General features: G+C 76.4%; 18 protein-coding genes and 1 pseudogene. 10 read left to right on the top strand and 9 right to left on the bottom strand.

Annotation, left to right across the window (positions count from 1 at the left end; translation table 11 throughout):
• Positions 1–19: 19 nt before the first annotated feature.
• Positions 20–517, bottom strand: a complete 498-nt coding sequence (locus JOD57_RS23375; protein ID WP_204694211.1) for a winged helix-turn-helix transcriptional regulator — start codon at positions 515–517, stop codon at positions 20–22.
• Positions 518–675: 158 nt separating this feature from the next.
• On the opposite strand from JOD57_RS23375, the gene JOD57_RS23370 reads away from it, so the two are divergent.
• From JOD57_RS23370 to JOD57_RS23355, 4 genes are all read left to right on the top strand, one after another.
• Complete coding sequence (locus JOD57_RS23370; protein WP_204694210.1) at positions 676–831, top strand: hypothetical protein; 156 nt, start codon at positions 676–678, stop codon at positions 829–831.
• 251 nt (positions 832–1082) lie between these two features.
• Positions 1083–2309, top strand: coding sequence for a pre-mycofactocin synthase MftD (mftD, locus tag JOD57_RS23365; protein ID WP_204694209.1), 1227 nt, complete (start codon positions 1083–1085; stop codon positions 2307–2309).
• Between the two features lie 128 nt (positions 2310–2437).
• Positions 2438–3427, top strand: coding sequence for an LLM class flavin-dependent oxidoreductase (locus tag JOD57_RS23360; RefSeq protein ID WP_204694208.1), 990 nt, complete (start codon positions 2438–2440; stop codon positions 3425–3427).
• Positions 3428–3526: 99 nt separating this feature from the next.
• A complete protein-coding gene (locus JOD57_RS23355; RefSeq protein WP_204694207.1) occupies positions 3527–5176 on the top strand; it encodes a Na+/H+ antiporter in 1650 nt (549 codons plus the stop codon).
• Positions 5177–5188: 12 nt separating this feature from the next.
• Here the strand turns inward: JOD57_RS23355 and JOD57_RS23350 are convergent, their stop codons facing one another.
• The 3 genes from JOD57_RS23350 to JOD57_RS25855 all read right to left on the bottom strand — a co-directional run bounded on the left by JOD57_RS23350 (position 5189) and on the right by JOD57_RS25855 (position 7055).
• Positions 5189–5761: a class I SAM-dependent methyltransferase gene (locus JOD57_RS23350; protein ID WP_204694206.1), complete on the bottom strand. Its 573-nt coding sequence runs from the start codon at positions 5759–5761 to the stop codon at positions 5189–5191.
• Between the two features lie 72 nt (positions 5762–5833).
• Positions 5834–6697, bottom strand: coding sequence for an alpha/beta hydrolase (locus JOD57_RS23345; protein WP_204694205.1), 864 nt, complete (start codon positions 6695–6697; stop codon positions 5834–5836).
• 64 nt (positions 6698–6761) lie between these two features.
• Positions 6762–7055, bottom strand: a complete 294-nt coding sequence (locus tag JOD57_RS25855; RefSeq protein ID WP_307824886.1) for a GNAT family N-acetyltransferase — start codon at positions 7053–7055, stop codon at positions 6762–6764.
• Between the two features lie 464 nt (positions 7056–7519).
• On the opposite strand from JOD57_RS25855, the gene JOD57_RS23335 reads away from it, so the two are divergent.
• The 4 genes from JOD57_RS23335 (at position 7520) to JOD57_RS23320 (ending at position 10460) form a co-directional block, all read left to right on the top strand.
• Positions 7520–8248, top strand: coding sequence for a GAF and ANTAR domain-containing protein (locus tag JOD57_RS23335; RefSeq protein ID WP_307824885.1), 729 nt, complete (start codon positions 7520–7522; stop codon positions 8246–8248).
• On the top strand, positions 8245–9033 hold the full coding sequence (locus JOD57_RS23330; RefSeq protein ID WP_204694204.1) for an MEDS domain-containing protein: 789 nt from the start codon (positions 8245–8247) through the stop codon (positions 9031–9033). Before JOD57_RS23335 ends, JOD57_RS23330 begins: the two co-directional genes overlap by 4 nt.
• Positions 9030–9953 (top strand): hypothetical protein, encoded by a 924-nt coding sequence (locus JOD57_RS23325; protein WP_204694203.1) that lies wholly within the window; start codon positions 9030–9032, stop codon positions 9951–9953. The genes JOD57_RS23330 and JOD57_RS23325 overlap by 4 nt, the downstream gene beginning before the upstream one ends.
• 90 nt (positions 9954–10043) lie before the next feature.
• On the top strand, positions 10044–10460 hold the full coding sequence (locus tag JOD57_RS23320) for a hypothetical protein (RefSeq protein ID WP_204694202.1): 417 nt from the start codon (positions 10044–10046) through the stop codon (positions 10458–10460).
• Positions 10461–10587: 127 nt separating this feature from the next.
• Here the strand turns inward: JOD57_RS23320 and JOD57_RS23315 are convergent, their stop codons facing one another.
• From JOD57_RS23315 to JOD57_RS23295, 5 genes and pseudogenes are all read right to left on the bottom strand, one after another.
• A complete protein-coding gene (locus tag JOD57_RS23315; protein WP_204694201.1) occupies positions 10588–11172 on the bottom strand; it encodes a hypothetical protein in 585 nt (194 codons plus the stop codon).
• Positions 11173–11323: 151 nt separating this feature from the next.
• Complete coding sequence (locus JOD57_RS23310; RefSeq protein ID WP_204694200.1) at positions 11324–12745, bottom strand: NADP-dependent succinic semialdehyde dehydrogenase; 1422 nt, start codon at positions 12743–12745, stop codon at positions 11324–11326.
• A 387-nt stretch (positions 12746–13132) separates the two neighbouring features.
• A complete protein-coding gene (locus JOD57_RS25850) occupies positions 13133–13312 on the bottom strand; it encodes a hypothetical protein (RefSeq protein WP_307824948.1) in 180 nt (59 codons plus the stop codon).
• A gap of 151 nt (positions 13313–13463) precedes the next feature.
• Positions 13464–14207, bottom strand: a pseudogene (locus tag JOD57_RS25845) (DUF222 domain-containing protein); the annotation flags it as partial.
• A 319-nt stretch (positions 14208–14526) separates the two neighbouring features.
• Positions 14527–15504, bottom strand: a complete 978-nt coding sequence (locus JOD57_RS23295) for a sulfotransferase family protein (RefSeq protein ID WP_204694199.1) — start codon at positions 15502–15504, stop codon at positions 14527–14529.
• A 104-nt stretch (positions 15505–15608) separates the two neighbouring features.
• On the opposite strand from JOD57_RS23295, the gene JOD57_RS23290 reads away from it, so the two are divergent.
• Together JOD57_RS23290 and JOD57_RS27380 are read left to right on the top strand one after the other, a co-directional pair.
• Entirely contained in the window at positions 15609–16520 is a 912-nt protein-coding gene (locus tag JOD57_RS23290) for a glycoside hydrolase family protein (protein ID WP_204694198.1), read from the top strand.
• 106 nt (positions 16521–16626) lie between these two features.
• Positions 16627–16728, top strand: coding sequence for a putative leader peptide (locus tag JOD57_RS27380; protein WP_372440282.1), 102 nt, complete (start codon positions 16627–16629; stop codon positions 16726–16728).
• Positions 16729–16754 lie beyond the last annotated feature (26 nt).

Here is a 16754-nt window from a genome sequence, read left to right as displayed (position 1 = left end):
GCAGCCGGCGCCGCCGACGCTAGCCCGGTGGTGTGGCCCCGGTCCCGGCGGCCCGCCCGGCCGGCGTCGCGCGGACCTCGCGCGGGCCGGCGACGTCGTGGCCGGCCGCGCAGCGCAGCGCCAGCGACACCGGCTCGCCGCAGTCCCGGTGCGCCAGCTCCAGCGGCGCGGCACCGTCGTCGGTCAGCCACCGGTCGCCCCACTGCATCAGCGCGACGAGCGCGGGATAGAGGTCGCGGCCCTTGTCCGTGAGCCGGTACTCGTGCCGCTGCCGCTCCCCCTCCGGGCGGTAGGGCACCCGCACGAGCAGGCCGGAGGCGACCAGGGAGGCGAGCCGGTCGGTGAGCACGGCCCTGGGGGCGCCGAGCGCCCGCTGCAGGTCGGCGAAGCGGCGCACGCCGAGGAACGCCTCGCGGAGCACCAGCAGGCTCCACTTCTCCCCCACCACCGCGAGCGTGCCGCCGACCGAGCAGCGGGCGCGGTCGAACTCCTCGGCGGGTCGCGTGTCGGCGGTCACGGCTGCAGCGTAGGTCACGCTGGGTTCGCTTGACGAACCATACGGCCAGGAGGATGGTTGGAGATGCAGACCCAGCAGGTCGGAGCCGCGACCGGTGGGTCCGCCGACGGGACCGGGATCCGGCCACCGCCGCCGTCGACGTCCGAGGAGGACCCGTCATGACCCGCCTGCGCACCGCCATCACCTCGGCCAGGGCCTCCGCCCGGACCACCCGCGCCCGCCGCCGCGACGAGCGCGAGATCCAGCGGGCGCTCGCCGCCGCCCCGACGCTCGAGTCGGCGCACGAGATCGTCGCCCTCGCCGCCCGGCGCTGAGCCGCTCCCCAGGAACGCCCTCCGGGAGCGCCACCGGGAGCACCCGCCGCCGTCCGGCGGCGGCCCCACCCGACACGGCCCCGTGGCCTCCGGCCACGGGGCCGAGCCGTCTGCACCCCCGTCTCCGCAGCCGTCGCGCGGGCCGCCTCCGGAGCCGGTCCGCGGTGTGGTGTGCGCTACACCTGCGCCGCTAGGGTGGCACTGAGTGCCAGCCGAGTGGGGCCGGCGGACCGACCGGGACGGAGACGACGGTGGCGAACGCGTGGTTCGAGACGGTGGCCGAGGCACAGCGGCGGGCGAAGCGACGCCTGCCCAAGGGCGTCTACGGCGCCCTGGTGGCCGGCTCGGAGAAGGGCCTGACCGTCGACGACAACCTGCGGGCCTTCGACGAGCTGGGGTTCGCCCCGCACACCGCCGGGCTGTCCAACTCCCGGCAGATGACCACCACGGTCATGGGCCAGGACGTCTCGATGCCGGTGCTGATCAGCCCCACCGGCGTCCAGGCGGTGCACCCCGACGGCGAGGTCGCCGTCGCGCGCGCCGCCGCCGCCCGCGGTGTCGCGATGGGCCTGTCCTCCTTCGCCAGCAAGCCGGTCGAGGAGGTCGTCGCGGCCAACCCGAAGACCTTCTTCCAGATGTACTGGGTGGGCACCCGCGAGGAGATGCTCGCCCGCATGGACCGCGCCGAGCGGGCCGGCGCGGTCGGCATGATCGCCACGCTGGACTGGTCGTTCGCCTACGGCCGGGACTGGGGCAGCCCGTTCATCCCGGCCAAGATCGACTTCGAGGCGGCCCGCCGCTACGCGCCGCAGGTGCTGCTCCGCCCGCGCTGGCTGGCCGCCTTCGCGCGGACGGGGAGGATCCCGGACCTCACCGTCCCCAACATGGTCGCCACCCCCGGCGAGCAGGCGCCCACCTTCTTCGGCGCCTACGGCGCGTGGCTGCAGTCGCCCATGCCGAGCTGGGAGGACGTCGCCTGGCTGCGCCAGCAGTGGGACGGGCCGTTCATGCTCAAGGGCGTCATGCGGGTCGACGACGCCCACCGCGCCGTCGACGCCGGCGTCACGGCGATCTCGGTGTCCAACCACGGCGGCAACAACCTCGACAGCACCCCGGCCTCGATCCGCGCCCTGCCCGCCGTCGCCGAGGCCGTCGGCGACCAGGTCGAGGTGCTGCTCGACGGCGGCATCCGCCGCGGCAGCGACGTCGCCAAGGCCCTCGCCCTCGGCGCCAAGGCGGTCATGATCGGCCGCGCCTACCTGTGGGGCCTCGCGGCCAACGGGCAGGCCGGCGTCGAGAACGTCCTCGACCTGCTGCGCGACGGGCTCGGCTCGGCGCTCACCGGCCTGGCCCGCGAGTCGACCGCCGACCTGCAGCGCGACGACGTCGTCGTCCCGCCCGGCTTCGAGCGGCGTCTCGGCGTCGACGAGCCCGACGCGCCGGTCGAGACCGTCGTCGGGCGCCGGCGCCTGGCCTGAGGAAGGACCTCCCTGCCCCCTGCCCCCCGCCACTCGCGGCGGGAGGCAGGGGCCGCACCGGCGGGAATCCCCCGGACCGCGTGGCGTTGCAGCCGGGGACGAACGCGCACCGCCCCGGAGGTACCACCGTGCAGATCCCGCTGTCCGTGCTCGACCTCGCCCCCGTCGCCCGCGGCGAGACGGTGGGCAGCAGCATCGCCGCCAGCGTCGCCCTGGCGCAGCGTGCCGAGCAGACCGGCTATAGGCGGGTCTGGTACGCCGAGCACCACAACATGCGGCACATCGCCTCGTCGGCGACCAGCGTGCTCGTCGCGCACGTCGGCGCGCACACCTCGACCCTCCGGCTCGGCGCCGGCGGCGTGATGCTGCCCAACCACTCGCCGCTGACGATCGCCGAGCAGTTCGGCACGCTCGAGGCGATGTACCCGGGGCGGATCGACCTGGGCCTGGGCCGTGCGCCGGGTTCGGACCAGAACACGATGTACGCGCTGCGCCGCGACGCGAACTCCGCCGACCGCTTCCCGCAGGACGTCCTCGAGCTGCAGGGCTACCTCACCGGCCACTCGCGGGTCCCCGGCGTCGACGCGATCCCCGGCAGGGGCAGCGACGTGCCGCTCTACGTGCTCGGCTCGTCGATGTTCGGCGCGGGCCTGGCCGCCGCCCTCGGCCTCCCCTACGCCTTCGCCTCCCACTTCGCCCCGCAGGCGCTCGAGCCCGCGGTGGCCGCCTACCGGCGCGACTTCCGCCCCTCCGAGCAGCTCGACGCGCCGTACGTCATCGCCGGGGTCAACGCGATCGCCGCGGACACCCCCGAGGCCGCCCGGGCCGCGCGCGAGGCCACCCGGCGGCGCCTGGCGGTGGGCCTGTTCGGCCAGGGCCGCGACCTCTCCGACGACGAGGCGGAGCTGCTGCTGTCCTCGGGCGCCGGCGTGCACGTGGACCGGATGCTCACCCACACCGCCGTCGGCACGCCGGCCGAGGTGCGCGCGCAGCTCACCGACTTCGCCCGGCTGGCCGACGCCGACGAGCTGATCGTGGCCCACCAGGCGCCGGGCACCGAGGAGCGGCTGCGCTCGGTGACGCTGGTCGCCGAGGCGATGGAGTCCGTCGCCGCCTGAGGGAGGACCCTCCCGGGCTCCCCTCCCCGGCTCACGGACGCGCCGGTGGGCCGGCTCCCGCGTGACGGGCGGCTCCGGGGCGTCGGCGAGGATGTCCCGGTGCACGCCGAGACCGTCCTCCTGCTCGCCCTGGCCGCGGTCGCGGTCATCGTCGCCGTCCGGTGGCTGGGTGAGCGGACCGGGCTGCCGGCGGCCGCGCTGCTCACCGTCGCCGGGCTGGTGTACGGCCTGCTGCCGGGGCCCAACCTGACGCTGGACCCCGAGATCGTCCTCATGGTCCTGCTGCCGCCGCTGCTCTACAGCGCCGCGCTGGACTCCTCGCTGATCGCCATCCGGGCCAACCTGCGCACGGTGGTCAGCCTCTCGGTGCTGCTCGTGCTGGTCACCGCGCTGACCGTCGGCGCCGGGTTCGCGCTGCTGGTCCCCGGCGCCACGCTGGCCGCCGGCATCGCCCTCGGCGCCGCCGTCGCCCCGCCGGATCCGGTGGCCGCGCTGGCCATCGGCCGCCGGGTCGGCCTGCCGCCGCGGATGGTCACGCTCATCCAGGGCGAGGGCCTGCTCAACGACGCCACCGCGCTGACCCTGCTCACCGTCGCGGTCGCCGCGGCCACCGGTGACGGGTTCTCCACCTGGTCCGCGCTGGGCCAGTTCGCGCTGTCCTCGGTCGGCGGGATCGCCGCCGGGCTGGCCGTCGCCTACGGCATCCGCCCGCTGCGCCGGTTGCGCCGCGACCCGCTGTCGTCGAACGCCATCTCCCTGGCCACGCCGTTCCTCGCCTACCTCCTGGCCGAGTCGGTGCACGTGTCGGGGGTGCTGGCCGTCGTCGTCGCCGGGCTGGTCATCGCGCACAACAGCCCGTACTGGGTCTCCGGCGCCACCCGGCTGCAGACCGACGCGGTGTGGCGGCTGGTCGACTTCCTGCTCGAGGGCGTCGTCTTCCTGCTCATCGGCAACCAGCTTCCGGCGGTCATCGGCGGGCTGGGCCGGTACGAGACGTCGACCGTCGTCGTCGCCTCCGCGGTCACCGTGGGGGCGGTCCTGCTGGTGCGGCCGCTGTGGCTGTGGCTCACCGAGCACGCGCCGCAGGCCCTGCACATGCGCCTGGGCGCCGGCCCGGAGGCCGAGGACGACGACCCGCGCACGGTGCCGCGGCAGCTGTCCGGCCGGGAGATCACCGTGCTCAGCTGGGCCGGCACCCGCGGCGTCATCAGCCTGGCGGCGATCTTCACCCTGCCGCTGACCACCGACTCCGGCGAGCCGTTCCCCGCGCGCGACCTGCTGCTGTTCTGCGCCTTCCTGGCCGTGCTGGTCACCCTGGTCGGGCAGGGCACCACCTTCGCGCCGCTGGTCCGCCGACTGGGGATGCGGGCCGACGCCGCCGACGGCGCCCGGCTGCGCAACCAGGCGCGGGTGGCGGCCGTCGAGGCCGGCCTGCTCCGGCTCGACGAGCTGCAGGCCGAGCAGCACGACCACCTCGACGACGCCGCGATCGAGGCGGTGCGCTCCGTCCTGCGCACCCGGCTGGAGCGCTACCGGCAGCGGCTGCAGGTGCTCGGCGACGCGGAGGGCGAGATCCCGATGTCGCCGCAGTACGAGGCGGCGCTGCGGGTGCGCCGGGCGGTCATCGACGCCGAGCGCACCGAGCTGCTGCGCTGGCGCGACCTCGGCCGGCTGCCCGACGAGGGCCTGCGCACCCTCGAGCGCGAGCTCGACCACCAGGAGCACCTGCTGCCCTCCCGGCCCGTCTGACCGCCGGGCGGCTCACCCGCCCTCGCCGCGGGTGCCGGCGAAGAGGAACGCCGGGGGGACGTTCCACGGTGTGACCCGCACGCGCACGTCGGCGAAGCGGCGGCGCAGCTCCCCGAGGATCAGCGGCGAGTACTGGATGACCACCGCGGTGCCGCCGGGACGCAGCGCGCGGGGCAGCTCGTCGAGCAGCCGGCGGCGCAGGTCGGCGTCGAGCGAGGTGAACGGCAGCATCGAGACGAGCACGTCGGCGCGCTCGGCGCCGAGGTGGGTCTCGACGTCCTCGGCGGAGCCGCAGACCACCTCCAGCCGGGGGTCGTCGATCCGCTCGGTGAGCCGGCGGGCCAGCCGCGGGTCGATCTCGACCGCGACCAGCCGGGCCCGCGGGGACAGCCGGGCCAGGATCTCCCGCGTCGCCACCCCGGTGCCCGCGCCGAGCTCGACCACCAGCCGGGCCGCGGGGACGTCGGCGAGGTCGAGCATCGCGCGGATCGCCGTCCGCGACGTCGGCAGCACCGCGCCCACCTGCCGCGGGTGGGCCAGGAAGGCGCGCAGGAAGCGGGCGCCGTCGGCCAGTCCCTGACGCACGTGCCCTCCCGTCCCCGGCGCCGCCCGGTGCGGCCGTCCGGACCCTGTCACGGACGGCTGCCCGGCGCAGGGTCAGGCGGACGGCGCGGGCGTCGTCCGGTGCGCGTCGAGCCAGGCGACGACGTCGGCGAGGACCTCGTCCTTCTCCGGCTCGTTGTGCGGCTCGTGGTAGAGCCCCTCGTAGACCCGCACCGTCAGGTCGGGCGAGGCGGCGTGCGCGCGGACCACCTCGCTGGCCGACGGCGGCATCAGCCGGTCAGCGCCACCGTGGAGCACGAGCAGCGGGAGGGTGAGCGAGCGCAGGCGGGCCGGCATCCCGGCCGCCCCGAGCATGATCGCGGTGCCGGTCCGGGCGACCATCCTGCCGGCGTGGTTGAGCGGGTCGGCGCGGTAGGCGGCGACCACCTCCGGGTCGCGGCTGACCGTCTCGGCGTCGAGGGTGAGCACACCGAGGCCGGGCGCCAGCCGGGACAGCACGGGCGCGAGCACCCGCTGCACCGGGGTGGCCGCGCTGGTGTCGAGGGCGGGTGCGGAGACCACCGCGCCCGCGACCCGCTCGTGCGGCGTCCCGGTGAGGTACTGCAGCGCCACCAGCCCGCCCAGGCTGTGGCCGTAGACGAACAGCGGGACGCCGGGGTGCCGGTCGGCGGCGGTGCGGGCCAGCGTGGCGACGCCGTCGACGGCGGCGGCCAGGCTGACGACGTCGCCGCGGCGGCCGGGCGAGCGGCCGTGTCCGGGGTGGTCGGCGGCGTAGCCGGCGTACCCGGCGTCGCCGAGCCGCTCGGCGACGTGCGCGTAGCGGCCGCCGTGCTCGTGCGCGCCGTGCACCAGCACGACGACCCCGACCGGGTCGGCGACCGTCCAGCCCTGCCAGTACAGCCCCGAGGGCAGCCGGCCCTCCTCGTGCGCGACCGCGCGGCCGGTGTCCTCCGTCATCGCGTCCTCCCGTGCTCGCCCGGTGTCCCGGCGCGGGAGCATGCCACCCCGGCCGGCCGGCGGGTCAGCACGGCGTGGCCGGCGGCCCGCCGTCGACCGGGCCGGGACCGAGGTCGCGCTGCAGCCAGGCGACGTCGTGCCAGGAGCCGTCCTTCCAGCCCACCCGCCGGTAGGTGCCCACCGGCGTGGAAGCGAGCGCCCGGTGCAGTCCGAGGCTGGCCTCGTTGGGCAGCGTGACCCCGGCGAGGGCGACGCGGTACCCGCGGTCGGCCAGCCGGTCGAACAGCGCGCCGTACAGCAGCCGGCCCGCGCCGGTGCGCCGGCGTCCCGGCTCGAGGTAGACGCGCTGACCGTGCACGACCAGCGGTAGGCCGGCCGGGACGTGAAGGGGCCGCCGTAGGCGTAGCCGCGCACCGCGCCGCCGTCGTCGAGCACCAGCCAGGCGTGCGCGTGCTGCGCGGCGGCGATGCGCGCGGCCATCTCCGCCGCGGTCGGCGGCTCGGTCTCGAAGGAGACGGCGGTGCCGGTGACGTAGGGGGCGTAGACGGCGGCGCAGGCCCGGGCGCCGGCGGGGGTGGCGTCCCGGACGACGCCGGACGGGGGCGCGCTCACCCCTCGCACGCTGGCCGGGGAGCCCGCGTCGCCCCGGCGGTCGGAGTCGGACGCGGGTCGCCGCAGGCGCGGCCGATCGACCTCCCGAGGTCCGGGCGTGTCGGCCGGTCGGCTGGCATCATCTCGGGTGCAATCTGCCGCCCTGGGTCGATCGTCACGGAGCAGGGCGGATGCTGACGCCGGGAGACCATCCGGCCTGGAGGTGTCGCGGTGCACCCAGCGACGACGACCGTCCCCGTCCCCCGGACCCGGCTCGACCTGGCCGGATGGCTGCTCGGTGCGGCCCGCCGCTGGCACGCCGCCCCGGACGCCGATGCCGCCGTCCGCGCCGTGGTCGGCGACCTCGCCGCCCTGCTGCCCGCAGGAGCCACCGTGTCGGCCACCCTGCTGGCCGCCGGTCGCCGGCCGCACGAGCCGGTGGCCAGCGACGACCGCGCCGCCGCGCTCGACACCGCGCAGGTCGCCACCGGTGAGGGGCCGCTGGCGGCCGCCCTCGGGGGCACGCCGGCGGGCAGTGCCGACCTCGGCCGGGACGCACGGTGGCCGGCGCTGGCCGCGCGCGCCGCCGCCACGGGCATCCGGACGGCCACCTGCCTGCCGCTGGACACCGGCCGCGAGGTGATCGGCGCCCTGTCGGTCTACACCGTGGGCCCCGGGCCCGACGGTGCGGTGCTGGGCACGGTGGCCGGCCAGGCCGCCCTGGCGCTGCGGGCGGTGCAGCGGATCGAGCACCTGACGACGGCGGTGGCCAGCCGCGACGTCATCGGGCAGGCCAAGGGCGTCCTCATGGAGCGCTACCGGATCACCGCCGACGCCGCCTTCGGCATCCTCGTGCGGGCCTCGCAGGACACCCACCGCAAGGTCCGCGACGTCGCCGCCCTGGTCACCGAGACCGGGGAGACGCCGGCGCACCCGGAGCCCGGGGACCCCTGCCGGTGAGCCGCGGCACCCACGACTGGGTCGTGCTCGACAGCGAGGAGGCGCACGCCCAGGTGGTGGGCGACTTCGTCGTCGAGGGGGTGCGCCGCGGCGAGTGCGTGATGCTGGCCGGACTGGGCACGCGCGAGGCACGGCTGTGGGCGCGGCTGCGGCGGGCCGGTGTCGTGGACGAGGACTGGGTGCCGTCGGACACGACCGCCGTGCGGGTGGTCCCGGCCGACCCCGCGGTGCTCCCCGACCTCGTGGAAGGCGCCCTGGCCGAGGGCTACGCCGGCGTGCGGTTCACCGGCGCCATCACCTCGGCCGGGGAGAACCCGTTCGAGGAGGTGGTCGGGCGGCTGGTCGACGAGCGCCCGATGACCGTGCTGTGTCCCTACTTCCGGGAGCTGCTGCTGCCCGGACAGCACGCGTCGCTGGCCGTCTACCACGACGCCCAGCACGACGCGTCGGCCGAGTACGACGACGGCGTCTTCCGGCTGACCCGGGCAGACCGGGTGCTGCGCCTGGCCGGCGAGCTGGACTCGGGCAACGCCGACGCCCTGCGCGCGGTGCTGCGCACGACCCTCAGCGAGGACGGCGGGCCGGCCACGTGGGACGTCGCGGACCTGCGCTTCATCGACGTCGGCGCGGCCGACTCGCTGGTCGCCGCGGCCGCCGGCCCGCCGGGACTGACCCTCGTCGGCGCGTCACGGCTGACCGCGCGGCTGGTGCGGCTGCTGGCCGAGCGGCACCCGGACCGGCAGGTGGTCCTGGCCGACGAGTCACCAGGGAGGGCGCCCCGGTGACAGCTCCGGCCGTGGCACCGGTCCACCGGTGCGCGTTCCACGCCGGTCCGACCGAGGCCGGTGTGATCGCCGCGGCACTGTGCCGCCGCGCCCTGGCCGCCGGGTCCCCCGTGGTGGCCTACGTCGACGACGTCGTCCGGCGGGTCCTCGCCGAGCGGGTGCCCGACACCGCGACCGTCGTCTTCCGGGAGCGGCAGGTGCTCGTCGAGGAGGAGCCCGAGACGCTGGTCGAGCAGTGGGCCCGGCAGGCCCGGCCGGGGACGGAGGACCTGGTGACCGTCGTCTGCCAGCAGCCGTTCGAGCTCGCGCCGGACGTCGAGCGGTGGTGGGCCTCGGAGCAGGTGATGACGGAGGCGGTCGCGGTGCGGCCGGTGGCGCTCACCTGCCTGATCGACACCACCGGCCACCCGGCGCAGGTCGCGATGGCGCTCGGCACCCACCCCGTGCTGTGGTCCGAGGGCGGCGACCTCCCCAACCCCGACCTGCGGGTACCCGGCGTCCTCCCGGCCGACGGCGGGTGTCTCGCCGAGGCGGTCCTCGACCCGCAGACCGGCGCGGCCAACCGCCTCTGGTGGCACGACCGGCTCGCGACGGCCGGACTGCCCGACGGCCGGCGCGACGAGGTGGTCCTCGTGCTGCACGAGGCCGTGACCGCCGCGGCCACCCTGAACGGGTCCCCGGCCGGGGTCCCGGTCCGCCTGAGCGTCGCCGGCGATCCCGCCTCCGGGATCGCGGTGTCCGGCGAGGTGCTCAGCCACACCCCCTGCGAGCTGCTCACGCCGTCGGAGGTGCCCTCCGACCGTCGGCTGCTGATGCTCTGGCTGGCCGAGAAGGTCTCCCCGGCGGTGTCGCTGGCCGTCCTCCCCCACCCCGGCGGGTCACGGTTCCTCGTGTCCGCGCGACCGCTCGACCGCGTCTGACCGCGAGCGGGTCACGGCTCCGCAACGGCCCGCTGGCCTCCCGCACCCCCCGGAGCAGCCACTCGTTCTGCCCGGAGGGGTGGTCGTGCGGTGACCGAGAGTGGAGACGACGTCGACGGGGACGTCGCCGGGGAGCGGGACGGCGAGGCCACCGAGGTGGAGCGGCCGGCCGAGGCGCGGGCGTGGGTGCGGGCGCGGGCCGAGGCCGCCGGGTGTCCCGCCGCCGTCGTCGACGAGGTGGTGCTGCTGGTGTCGGAGGTCCTGGTGGCCGACGCCGCCCGGTCCTCCGCGGCGGCCGGCCCGCGGCTGCTGCGCGCCCTGCCCACCCCGGACGGCTTCGTGGTCGAGGTGTCGCTGCCCGGTCCGCTGCTCCCGCTGCCGGACCGGCCCGGCGACGACGGGACGGCCCGGCTGGCGGTGGCCGCCGCGGCGACGACCGTCACCGTGCTGGAGTCCCGCCCGGGCGACGCGGGCGGGCAGTGGGTCTGCGTGGCGGTGCGGACGTGACCCGGCCCCGGCCCCCGCGGTGCGCGGGGACCGGGGCCGGGCGCCCCCCGGCGAGGTGTGGCGGACGGGCGGCCCTCCTGCAGGGGCCCGCCGCGAGCCTGAGCTGTGTGGGGCAGAGGGGTCCTCGTCAGTCCGGCAGCAGCCGCCCGAGCAGGCCCCTCACCGTCGAGCCGATGCGGTAGGACTGCACGAGCCAGGCGTTGCACACGATGACCGCGCCGGCCAGCGCCGGGACGGCGGCCTGGGTGACCCGCTGGCGGGCCTGCCACTTCTCGATCTCCGCCGGGGTGCCGGCCGAGGGCAGTGTCGCGTCCTTGACCTCCAGGCTCCCGTCCCTGGCGGCCTGCTCGGCCAGCTTCCCGATCTGCGCGCCCGAGTAGGCGGCGTACGCGGTGGCGCCGGCACCGGCCACGGTGAGCGCCGCCTTGAGGGTGCCGACCGTCGCGTAGCCCTTCTGCAGCGCCAGCCGCTGCTTGTTGCTGCGCGTCAGCTGCAGGCCGGTGACCAGCGTGGCCGCGATGCCGCCGAACTGCGCCGGCTGGAACCGCGACCAGGCGGAGCTGGCCACCCGGACCTTGTCGATGCCCGCGGTCAGGTCGCTGCCGGACTTGTTGACGCCGGCGATGCCCATGACCGAGCCGCCGAACCACAGGGCGGTGCCGAGGTCGTGCACCGACTGGGCGATGAAGTGGTTGTCCGTCGTCGTCGTCACGAGTGCTCCTGTCCGGGTGCCCGCGCCCGTGCGGGCACGGCACCACGTCGAACCGTCGCCGGCGTCCCCGCTGCTCAGGGGCCGGTCGGATGCGTCGTCCGCTACCCCGCCCGGGCGCGCCGGGAAACGGCGCGCCCGGGCGGGGACGGGCTCACTCCGACGCGCTGGCGGTGTTGCCCTGCGCCTGCTCGCTGCTGCGCGGGCCGATCCAGACCGTCTTGGCGTTGGTGAACTCGTACATGCCGAGCTCGGTCAGCTCGCGGCCGTAGCCGCTCTGCTTGACCCCGCCGAAGGGCAGCTCGGGGTAGCTGGTGACCATGCCGTTGACGAAGGCCATGCCCGCCTGGACGTCACGGATGAAGGTGGCCCGCTCCTCGGCGTCCTCGCTCCAGAGGTTGCTGCCCAGGCCGTAGGGGTGGCTGTTGGCGATGTCGATGGCCTCCTCGAGCGAGGAGACCGTCCACAGCGCCGCGACGGGGCCGAAGACCTCCTCGTCGTAGAGGTCCATCTCCGGCGTGATCCCGGTGAGCAGGGTCGGCTCGTAGAACCAGCCCGGCCGGTCGGGGCGCTTGCCCCCGGCGACGACGGTGGCGCCCTTGTCGACTGCGTCCTGCACGTACCGCTCGACGTCCTCCCGGCCGGACTCGGTGGCCAGCGGGCCGACCTGGGTGGCCTCGTCCATGGGGTCGCCGACGACCAGCGCCGAGAGCTTCTCGGCGAACAGGCGGGTGAACTCCTCGGCGACGTCGGTGTGCACGAAGAACCGCTTGGCCGCGATGCAGCTCTGCCCGTTGTTCTGGCAACGGGCGGTGACGGCGACCTCGGCGGCGCGGTCGAGGTCGGCCGACGGCATGACGATGTAGGGGTCGCTGCCGCCGAGCTCGAGCACGGTCTTCTTCAGCGCGTCGCCGGCGATGGAGGCCACCGACTGCCCGGCCGGGGCGCTGCCGGTCAGGGTGGCGGCGGCGACGCGGTCGTCGCGCAGCACGCGCTCGATCGCCCCCGAGCCGATCAGCAGGGTCTGGAAGACGTCGGCGGGGAAGCCGGCCTTGCGGAACAGCTCCTCGATGTAGAGCGCCGTCTGCGGCACGTTGCTGGCGTGCTTGAGCAGGCCGACGTTGCCGGCCATGAGCGCCGGCGCGGCGAAGCGCATGGCCTGCCACAGCGGGAAGTTCCACGGCATGACGGCGAGCACCACGCCGATCGGCTGGTGGACGACGTAGGCGTCCTCGGCGCCCACCGCCCCGGCGTCGGCCGGCCGCGGCTCGAGCATCGCCGGGCCGTGCTCGGCGTAGTAGCGCAGCCCCTTGGCGCACTTGCCGACCTCGGCCCTGGCCGCAGCCAGCGTCTTGCCCATCTCGGTGACCATGAGCTCGGCGACGGCGTCGGTGTCGCCGTCGAGGACGTCGGCAGCCGCGCGCAGCCAGCCGGCCCGCTCCTCGGGGCGGGTCAGCCGGTAGGAGCGGAACGCGGCGACCGCCCGGTCGAGCCGCTCGTCGACGGCCTCGTCCGACAGCGGCTCGTAGGTCTTGAGCGTCTCGCCGGTGGCCGGGTTGGTGGTGGCGATGGCCATGTCGGTCCCTCCCGTCGTCGGCACGCGGTCTGCGCGCCTCTCCGGAGAGGAGCCCTACCCGGCCCGGCGCCGGTCACCCGCGCTCACCCGACCGGCAGCCCGGCCAGGCCGGCGGCCAGCCCGAGGACGGTGCAGACGCCGAGCGTGCGCAGCACCGGCCACCGGAGGCGGAACAGCAGATCGAAGCCGCCGGGGCGCGGAAGGCGCCGAGGAAGGCGACGAACCGCACCACCATGATCAGCGGACCCGGCGTGGTCTCGGCCAGGCGAGCCCGCGCACCATCTGCCCGGCGACAGCCCGCCGTAGGTGGTGACGGCGGCCCGGGCGACGTAGGCGAGCACCGCGTAGGCGCCGCCGAATGCCACACATGTCGGTGCCCCGGTGTCGTCAGGCGGCCGGTTGCAGGCCGGCGCCGGTGACGATCTCGGTGCCGTCGGGGCGCCAGGTGCGCCATCGCCCGTCCGGTCGTCGTTCGACGCGGAAGCCGTGGTGGACCTTGGCGTGGTGCCGTTCGCACAGCAGCGCCGAGTTCTCCAGGCTGGTCCCACCGCCGTCGAGCCAGTGCACCAGGTGGTGCACCTCGCACCACCAGTGAAAGGACCCCTCCGCCCCCCGCCACTCGCGAGCTCGCGGCGGGCCCCTGCGGAGGGGCCGGCCGGTCGGCCAGGCGCTGCTCGCGGCCCAGGTCCAGCGGAGCGCCGTCGGGGCCGAACACCACGCGGGAGACCGCGCCGTCGCAGGCCAGCCAGCGGGCGCGGGCGGCGGAGATGACCGCGCCGAACCCCATCCGGGCGGCGCCGGGTCCGGTGCCGGGGTCGGCCAGGTCCGCCAGGTCGATGACCACGGCGATCTGCGGCTTGTGTCCGCGCAGGGTGGGCAGGCTCCCCGACGCGAGAGCGTTGTCGGCCAGCTGCACCAGCGCGTCGCCGAGGCGATGGGCGCGGCTGCGCTCGTCGCCGGCGGGCCGGTCGGCCTGCACGACGGACTCCAGGACGGCCTGCAGCTTCTCCCCGCCGGCGGCATCGAGCTGCCCGCGGATGCTCAGGGCGCCGTCGGCGTGCTTGGCGATGACCAGCCGGCGTCCTTCGGTCGGGTCGGGCTCGGGCCCGTCGGGATCGAGCCGGTCCAGATAGCCGCGCACCGTGCCGGCCAGCTCCTGATGGGTCTGCAGGCTCGCGGCAACCGCCAGCGCGGCGTCGACCTCGGCCAGGTCGACGTCCTGGGCGGCGGCGCGGGCCAGGTTGCCCGGCTCGGCCACCGGCGCGAGCAGCGCGGCCTGCCCGGCGGTGACCGCCCCGGCGGCGCACGCGGCCGCCACCGCCGGCAGCTGCTCCAGCGCGCGGCCGGTGGCCACCACCCGCCCGGCCTCACCCGTCGACAGGTGCCCGTGCCCGCGCAGCCACGACGCCATCGTCTTCAGCCCGTCGTGCTCCGCGGCGGAGGTCAGCTCGGCCTGCCGCACGGTGCGGGCCACCTCGGCCGCCAGCCGGTTCTGCGCGGCCAGCAGCCTCCGGAGCCGCTCGAGCAGCTGCGGGCCGGACACCGCCGGCAGGTCATCGGAGGCGAGCGCGTCCAGCACGGCAGCCAGCTCGTCCACGACACCTCCCACCGGTTCGATCAGGTGTTCGAAGCCTACCGGACCCGCGGGACCCGTGCGCGGTGAATCCCCAGGTCAGAGCCGTGTCCACGGATCCGCAGCACCCCTCGACGGCGGCCTCGCGGACCACGGCGCCGACCGCGGGGACCGGCCGGCGACCGAGCACCGACCGGACGGAGCGGCGTCAGGCCGGAGCGGGACGGCGGGAGCGGAAGTCACCGCGGCCGGTGTCGCGGCGCCAGTCGTCGAAGGACTCACCGGTGAGCTCCTCGAGCAGCGCGATGTCGGGCAGCAGCGGCGCGAGGACGGCGCGGCGCACCTCGACCGACATCGGTGGCCGCGGCGCGCGGCCGGCATGCAGTGCGGCCACCAGCGGCCTCGACACCTGCCGCCACACCTGCGGCGGGGCGTAGGCACCCAGCGCGGCGCCGGAACGGGCCAGCCGGGCCAGCACCCGGTGACGGACCCCGTCGGCCACGTACGGCTTGACGTTCTCCGGCGCCACCGTGTGCGCCACCCCGGGCTCGACCCCGAGGAAGGAGCTGACCCGGTCGAGCGTCTCGCGCGGGGTGTCGACCAGCTGCCGGTAGCGCAGCACGAGCACCTGCTCCCGCGGCAGGAGGGAGTACAGGTCGCGCAACTGCGCGCCGTAGCGGCCGAGGCCCCGGTAGTGCCAGAACGGCGCGTACCCGTCGGCCACCCGCTCCGCCTCCAGCTCGACGGCGGTGGCGAAGTCGGCCTCGGGCTCCAGGCCGTCGGCGCGCAGGTGCACCCAGTTCGACCACGCACGGTCCACCGGGTCGCGCACGATCGCGACCACCCTGATCCCCGGGACGTCGGCGACCATCCGCCGCTGCGCCGCCCGGTCGTGCAGGTAGAACGGCGTGCTCTCCCCGCGGACCGCGCCCGCCGGCGCGCCGTCGAACAGCCGCAGGTAGTCCTCGCGCCGCCAGACCCACTCGCGGGCGCTGTGCGCGTCACCGGGGCCGCGCTGGCCGCTGCGCGGCGGCGGCCGGCCGCCGGTCAGGTAGTACTTCGGCTCCTTGACCGGCGAGAGGTACAGGCCGGGGTGGGTGGCCAGTGCCGCGTGCAGCGCCGTCGTCCCGGCCTTGGGCGCGCCGGCGACGACGAACTGCGGCAGCCGGTCTGCGTCGGCCCTCACGAGGTCCTGCCTGTGGACCGGCCGCACGCGACGGCGGTGTACACACGGGGCCGGGCTGCCCCGTCGCGGAGCCGCCGACCCCCTCTCCCGATCGGAGCTGCCGCGTGACCGCGTCCGTGCCCCGCCCCCCGGCACCCGACCGCTTCTGGGCCGACGCCGAGGTCGTCGTCGAGCCCGAGGACCCGCGCCCCGGGTCGTGGGCCGGCGCCCCGTCGGTGCTGCTGGTCGACGGCACGTGGTGGCTGGCCCACCGCCTGCGCCGGCCGGTGGGTGAGGGCCGCGGGTTCGGCAACGTGGTGGCCCGCTCGGACGACGGCGTGCGCTTCGACCCGGTCCTCGCCGTGGGCAAGGAGCGCTTCGGCGCCGAGTCGCTGGAGCGGCCGGCGCTGGTGCACACGCCCGAGGGACGCTGGCGGCTCTACGTCAGCTGCGCGACGCCGGGCACCAAGCACTGGCGGGTCGACCTGCTCGAGGCCGCCACGGTCGCGGAGCTGGCCACCGCCGAGCCGCGCACCGTGCTGCCCGGCAGCGACCGCGAGGCGCCGAAGGACCCCGTCGTCCGCTGGGACGGCGAGCAGTGGCACCTGTGGGCCTCGGTGCACCCGCTCGAGGACCCCGACGCCACCGACCGGATGACCACCGAGCACGCCACCAGCCCGGACGGCGTCGACTGGACCTGGCGCGGCACCGCCCTGGCCGGCACGCCCGGCAGCTGGGACGCCCGCGGCGTCCGCGTCAGCACCGTCGTGCTCGACGGCGACCGCACCTGGGCGCTCTACGACGGCCGGGCCACCGCGGAGGAGAACTGGGAGGAGCGCACCGGGCTGGCCGAGCCCGACGGCGCGGGCGGCTTCCGCGCGGCGCCCGGCGGCCCCCACCTGCAGAGCCCGCACGCGCCGCACGGGCTGCGCTACGCCGACGTCGTCGCGCTGCCGGGCGGCGGCGCGCGCTGGTTCTACGAGGCCACCCGCGCCGACGGCGCCCACGAGCTGCGCACCGTCGTCCTGCCCGGCTGACCGGCCCAGGCACGCGGGGCCGACGCCCATCGCTTCCTCCTCGCCGGGGACCCACCGCACGCGACGGCCAAAACGCACCAACCCGGTCGACTTGACACACTATGCCGTGCCGGGGTCACATGGCCGGGTGGCTGCCACCCCGACGCTCACCCGCCGGTCCGCCGTGGACCTGGTGCGGGTGGCCAGCGCGCTGTGTCCGGCCGGCTGAGCACCGACCGACCGCCACCCCTCCGT

Origin of the sequence: Geodermatophilus bullaregiensis (assembly GCF_016907675.1) — a bacterium.
GTDB classification, from domain to species: Bacteria; Actinomycetota; Actinomycetes; order Mycobacteriales; family Geodermatophilaceae; genus Geodermatophilus; species Geodermatophilus bullaregiensis.
This window is presented reverse-complemented; position numbering and strand designations above follow the sequence as displayed.

Bases quoted from the DNA above. Each gene is read 5' to 3' on its own strand.
- JOD57_RS23370 (WP_204694210.1), top strand. From the start codon at position 676: ATGACCCGCCTGCGCACCGCCATCACCTCGGCCAGGGCCTCCGCCCGG.
- JOD57_RS23345 (WP_204694205.1), bottom strand. From the start codon at position 6,697: ATGACGGAGGACACCGGCCGCGCGGTCGCGCACGAGGAGGGCCGGCTG.
- JOD57_RS23310 (WP_204694200.1), bottom strand. From the start codon at position 12,745: ATGGCCATCGCCACCACCAACCCGGCCACCGGCGAGACGCTCAAGACC.